Raw genomic sequence first — 5,684 nt, 5'->3', positions numbered from 1 at the left:
CTGTTGTGCTTTTCGGTAACAGTAGGTTCCGTTGACGGAATGCCGTCTGATTTCCCGACTGACGGTGGCGGGATGACAACCGATGTTCTGTGCGATTTGGTTTAGGGGTAGGTTGCGGTAATGTCTGGAAATGTAGTATCTTTGGTGTGAGGTCAGTTGTGTGTAGGTCATATTGCAATCTTTCTTGTCAGAAAAGGCAGTATACTACCGCATACTGGCCTTTTCTGTTATTGGAAATTGCACTTGTTAGGCGAATGTAAGGCCGTCTGAAAATTTTCAGACGGCCTTTTTCAAATATATCCAATATTATCCATTCCAAAATGACACAATCCCCATTAAAACGCCTGCACCAAACTTGACACATAAAAGCAATTTATAAGATAATCGCAAAATTGTTTCCGGTCTTTTACCCAGAGAAAAGACCCCTATCCGGCACCAAGCCGACTTGTTAGGAGGTGATGTTCACATCACGGCGCGTATCCCGCCAGCTTGTTTTAAGCACCAGCGATACAAACAAAACCCTATTGATAAGGCCGTCTGAACCCAAATCAAATCTTTTCAGACTGCCATAAACTTAAAGAATTTTGAAGGAAATAAAATGCCTGCAATCCGTGTAAAAGAGAATGAACCATTTGAAGTTGCCATGCGTCGTTTCAAACGCGCCGTAGAAAAAACCGGTCTGTTGACTGAACTGCGTGCCCGTGAAGCTTACGAAAAACCAACTACCGAACGCAAACGCAAAAAAGCAGCTGCTGCCAAACGCTTGCAAAAACGCCTGCGCAGCCAACAACTGCCTCCTAAAATGTACTAATACGGGCGCAATCCTGTATTGAGCAAGACACACCGTAAGGCCGAATGCCCTACGGTGTTTTTGCCTTTATAAATTCATTATAATGCTGTCATTACCTAGGTCGTCTGCAACCCCACGGAGTCCATCATGAGCCTGAAAACCCAGCTTACCGAAGACATGAAAACCGCGATGAAAGCCAAAGACCAATTGTCTTTAAGCACCATCCGCCTGATTAATGCCGCTGTCAAACAATACGAAGTCGATGAACGCGTCGAAGCCGATGATGAAAAAGTCATCGCCATTCTGACCAAAATGGTCAAACAGCGTAAAGACAGCGCCAAAATCTACGCCGAAGCCGACCGCTACGATTTGGCACAAAAAGAAATCGACGAAATCGAAGTACTCAACCGCTATCTGCCGCAAATGATGAGCGAAGAAGAAATCAAAACTGCCGTCGATACCGTCATTACCATGACCGGCGCCACCGGCATGGCTGATATGGGCAAAGTGATGAGCGTATTGAAAACCCAGCTTGCCGGTAAAGCCGATATGGGCGAAGTCAATAAAATCCTAAAAGCCGCCCTAACCGCTGAATAAAGACCAAAGGCCGTCTGAATTTTTTCAGACGGCCTATCTCCCTGTTATTAAACGCATGAATCGCCCTAATCCATGATTCCTTCCGATTTCATAGACGAACTTCTCGCCAAAGTCGATATCGTAGATATTATCGACGAACAGGTACCGCTGAAAAAAGGCGGCGCCAACTATATGGCGTGTTGTCCGTTTCACAAAGAAAAATCGCCGTCGTTTTCGGTGAGCCCGAGCAAGCAGTTTTACCACTGTTTCGGTTGCGGGGCGCACGGTTCGGCCATCGGTTTTATCATGGAATATCAGGGTTTGTCGTTTACCGAAGCAGTGCAGTATCTGGCCGACCGTGTGGGCATGACCGTGCCGAAAGTGCGCGGGCAAAACGACAATCCCGAAGTGCGTGCCGAGCGCAAGAAAAAGCAGCAAACCCTAGAAGAAACCACCGCTTCCGCCGCTTCGTTTTATGCGCAACAGCTTAAATTTCAAAAACCGGCGCAGGATTATTTGGCCGGACGCGGCTTGAGTGCAGAAATCATCGCCCACTACGGCTTAGGCTACGCGCCCGACGGTTGGCAGCCATTGGCGCAAGTGTTCCAGCCCTACCCCAATACCGCTTTGGTCGACAGCGGCATGGTCATCGACAACGAAGGCAAGCATTACGACCGTTTCCGCCACCGCATTATGTTTCCGATTCGCGACCAACGCGGTCAGGTTATCGGCTTCGGTGGGCGCGTGTTGGACGATTCCAAACCGAAATACCTCAACTCGCCCGATACGCCTTTGTTTGACAAAGGCCGCAACCTTTATGGTTTATACGAAGGCCGTGCGGCGATTAAAGAAGCCGGTCGAATCTTAGTCGTCGAAGGCTATATGGACGTGGTCGCCTTAGCGCAATTTGGCATCGGCTATGGCGTAGCCTCGCTCGGCACCTCCACCACCGCCGACCATGTCAAAATCTTGATGCGGCAGGCTGACAGCATTTATTTCTGCTTCGACGGCGATGCTGCCGGTAAAAAAGCCGCGTGGCGCGCGCTGGAAAATGCCCTGCCACAATTAAAAGACAATAAATCGCTGCATTTTCTGTTTCTGCCCGAAGAACACGACCCCGACAGCTACATCCGCGCGTTTGGCAAAACCCAATTTGAAGATGCCCTGCTCAATCAAAGCAAACCTTTGTCGGAATATTTTTGGCAACACCTTTCAGACGGCCTCAACCTGAATACGCAGGAAGGCAAAGCGGAATTGGTGAAAACCGCCTCACCGCTGTTGGCGCAAATCACCGCCCCCGCGCTGAACTTTTTATTGAAACAGACACTCAGTGAATTGGTCGGCATCGATCCGGCCAATCTGGCGCAGCTGCTCGGCCAAGAAGCACCCAAGCGTCATGTGAAGCAAAAAAGCTACAAACTGCCGCAGGAAACTTTCAAGCAGCCGGTGATGCTCACTTTGGTGCAGCGGCAAATCCGCAGCCTCTTGATAAATCCGAATTGGGCTGCATATATAGACTTGCCCGAATACCTCGCGCTGGAGGGCGATTTTGCCTGCTTAGCCAATCTGGCCGAAACCATCAAAAGCTTTGCCCAGCCCCCCAGCAGCGCGCAGATTTTGGAGCATATGCGTGGCTCGCCCTATGAAGCCGCGTTGAACCAAATCTTCCAATCAACCCGCCATACCGATGACGAAGTGGCGGAAGACAACGAAGAAGCCTACCAAGCCGAATGCGAGAATTTCAAAATCGGCATGAAAAAGCTATTAAATGAGTTAAAATACAGCCAAATTGAATCACTCAAACAAAAAAGCCTGCAAAGTGGTTTGAATGATTATGAAAAGAAATTTTTGGTATCGTTATTGATGTCGAAAGCAAATTAACTCTGAATTCCTTCTTAGGCCGTCTGAAAACATTGTCCCATGCTGCGAACCAATAAGCGCAGAACACCCGTTTTCTTAAAGTTTCAGACGGCCTCAGCGTCAATATCCCGATGATATGCGCTGCTTCGCCCTCAGGTGCCGGCCTTGCGGCAAACCGTTGGCATTTTTCACTAAACAACGAGATATCTATGTCTAAAAATCACGAAGAATACCAAGATCAAGATGATAACCGTCCGTTAACCGTAGAAGAGCAACGTACTCGTCTGCGACAGCTCATCATCATGGGTAAAGAGCGCGGCTACATTACCTATGCGGAAATCAACGATGCCCTGCCGGACGATATGTCTGATGCCGACCAAATCGACAACATCGTCAACATGATTACCGGCTTGGGCATCCAAGTTACCGAACAAGCACCTGATGCCGAAGACATTCTGCTCAGCGACAATGCCGCTACCATTACCGATGATGATGCCGTTGAAGAAGCCGAAGCGGCACTCTCCAGCGCAGATTCCGAGTTCGGTCGCACCACCGACCCTGTGCGTATGTACATGCGTGAAATGGGGCAGGTTGACCTGCTGACACGCGAAGACGAAATCATCATCGCCAAAAAAATCGAAAATGCGTTTAAAAACATGGTTCAAGCCATTTCTGCCTGCCCGGGTTCGGTCGCAGAAATCTTGGCCTTGATTGACCAAATCCGCAACGAAGAAATCCGCGTCGATGAAGTAGTTGAAGCCATTATCGACCCGAATGAAGTCTTGCTGAACGAATTGGGCTTGGGTCATTTGGAAAGCAATGCTTCTGACGACACCACAAACAACGATGATGATGAAGACAGCGATGACGATGAAGAAGACGACAGCGACGATGATAGCGCAGCCGATGCCGAAAGCATGACCGCTGCCAATTTGGAAGAGCTGAAACAAAAAGTCTTGGAGCATTTCGCCCAAATCGAAGCCGATTACGCCGAAATGACCGCGCAATTGGCCAAGCATCACAGCCAGCATCCGGCTTATTTAACCCATCGCGATGCCATCGCCAACAAATTGTTGGAAGTGCGCTTCTCGACCCGTCAAATCGAAAACCTGAGCAACAACCTGCGTGGCCGTGTTGACCAAATCCGTAAGCTCGAGCGCGAAATCCGCGACATCTGCTTAGACCGCGTACACATGGATCGCGAATACTTCATCAACAACTTCCTGCCGAATATCACCGACTTGAATTGGGTAGAAGAAGAAGTCGCCAAAGGCCGCGTATGGAGCGATGCACTCGACCGCTTCCGCCATGCCATCATCGAGAAACAAACTGCGCTTTCCGATATGCAGAAAGAAACGCAAATCTCGATTGAAGAATTGAAAGAAATCAATAAAAACATGGTTGCCAGCGAGCGCGAAACCGCTGCAGCCAAGCAGGAAATGATTCAGGCCAACTTGCGTTTGGTGATTTCGATTGCCAAGAAATACACCAACCGTGGCTTGCAATTCCTTGATTTGATTCAAGAAGGCAACATCGGCCTGATGAAAGCCGTGGATAAATTCGAATACCGTCGCGGCTACAAATTCTCGACCTACGCCACTTGGTGGATTCGTCAGGCGATTACCCGCTCGATTGCCGACCAAGCGCGCACCATCCGCATTCCGGTGCACATGATTGAAACCATCAACAAGATGAACCGCATTTCGCGCCAATATCTGCAAGAAACCGGTGAAGAACCGGATTCAGCCAAATTGGCCGAGCTGATGGAAATGCCGGAAGACAAAATCCGCAAAATTATGAAAATCGCCAAAGAGCCGATTTCGATGGAAACCCCAATCGGCGACGATGATGATTCACACTTGGGCGATTTCATCGAAGATGCCAACAACGTGGCACCAGCCGATGCGGCCATGTATTCCAGCCTGCACGAAGTGACCAAAGAAGTGCTGGAAAGCCTGACCCCACGTGAAGCCAAAGTGTTGCGTATGCGCTTCGGTATCGACATGAACACCGACCACACGCTGGAAGAAGTAGGCAAACAATTTGACGTCACGCGCGAGCGTATCCGCCAAATCGAAGCCAAAGCCCTGCGCAAACTGCGTCACCCAACCCGCAGCGACCGCTTGAAGAGCTTCTTAGACAGCGAAGACAACAAGCAATAATGCTTGAATTGAAAAGCCGCAGATGAGCATCATCTGCGGCTTTTTTAGCATAGATAAAAGGCCCTTACATTCGCCTAACAAGTGCAATTTCCAATAACAGAAAAGGCCAGTATGCGGTAGTATACTGCCTTTCCTGACAAGAAAGATTGCAATATGGCCTACACACAACTGACCTCACACCAAAGATACTACATTTCCAGACATTACCGCAACCTACCCCTAAACCAAATCGCACAGAACATCGGTTGTCATCCCGCCACCGTCAGTCGGGAAATCAGACGGCATTCCGTCAACGG

Annotated in this window: 6 protein-coding genes; 5 read left to right on the top strand and 1 reads right to left on the bottom strand. The window is 49.2% G+C overall.

Annotated elements, in window-relative coordinates; genetic code table 11:
* Positions 1-171 (bottom strand): helix-turn-helix domain-containing protein (locus tag CRG49_RS14100; RefSeq protein ID WP_157807890.1); only part of this gene is annotated, 171 nt, incomplete at its 3' end.
* A gap of 427 nt (positions 172-598) precedes the next feature.
* Here CRG49_RS14100 and rpsU point away from each other — a divergent pair.
* From rpsU to CRG49_RS14095, 5 genes are all read left to right on the top strand, one after another.
* Positions 599-811 (top strand): 30S ribosomal protein S21, encoded by a 213-nt coding sequence (gene rpsU, locus CRG49_RS12120; protein WP_003680926.1) that lies wholly within the window; start codon positions 599-601, stop codon positions 809-811.
* A gap of 126 nt (positions 812-937) precedes the next feature.
* Positions 938-1,387: a GatB/YqeY domain-containing protein gene (locus CRG49_RS12115; RefSeq protein WP_095503702.1), complete on the top strand. Its 450-nt coding sequence runs from the start codon at positions 938-940 to the stop codon at positions 1,385-1,387.
* A 72-nt stretch (positions 1,388-1,459) separates the two neighbouring features.
* Positions 1,460-3,247, top strand: coding sequence for a DNA primase (gene dnaG, locus CRG49_RS12110; protein ID WP_095503703.1), 1,788 nt, complete (start codon positions 1,460-1,462; stop codon positions 3,245-3,247).
* A gap of 182 nt (positions 3,248-3,429) precedes the next feature.
* A complete protein-coding gene (gene rpoD, locus CRG49_RS12105; protein WP_095503704.1) occupies positions 3,430-5,388 on the top strand; it encodes an RNA polymerase sigma factor RpoD in 1,959 nt (652 codons plus the stop codon).
* 153 nt (positions 5,389-5,541) lie between these two features.
* The coding region (locus CRG49_RS14095) for a helix-turn-helix domain-containing protein (RefSeq protein WP_157807900.1) at positions 5,542-5,684 on the top strand (143 nt) is incomplete at its 3' end.

This window comes from Neisseria sp. N95_16, assembly GCF_002551535.2.
Taxonomy (GTDB): Bacteria; Pseudomonadota; Gammaproteobacteria; order Burkholderiales; family Neisseriaceae; genus Neisseria; species Neisseria brasiliensis.
This window is presented reverse-complemented; position numbering and strand designations above follow the sequence as displayed.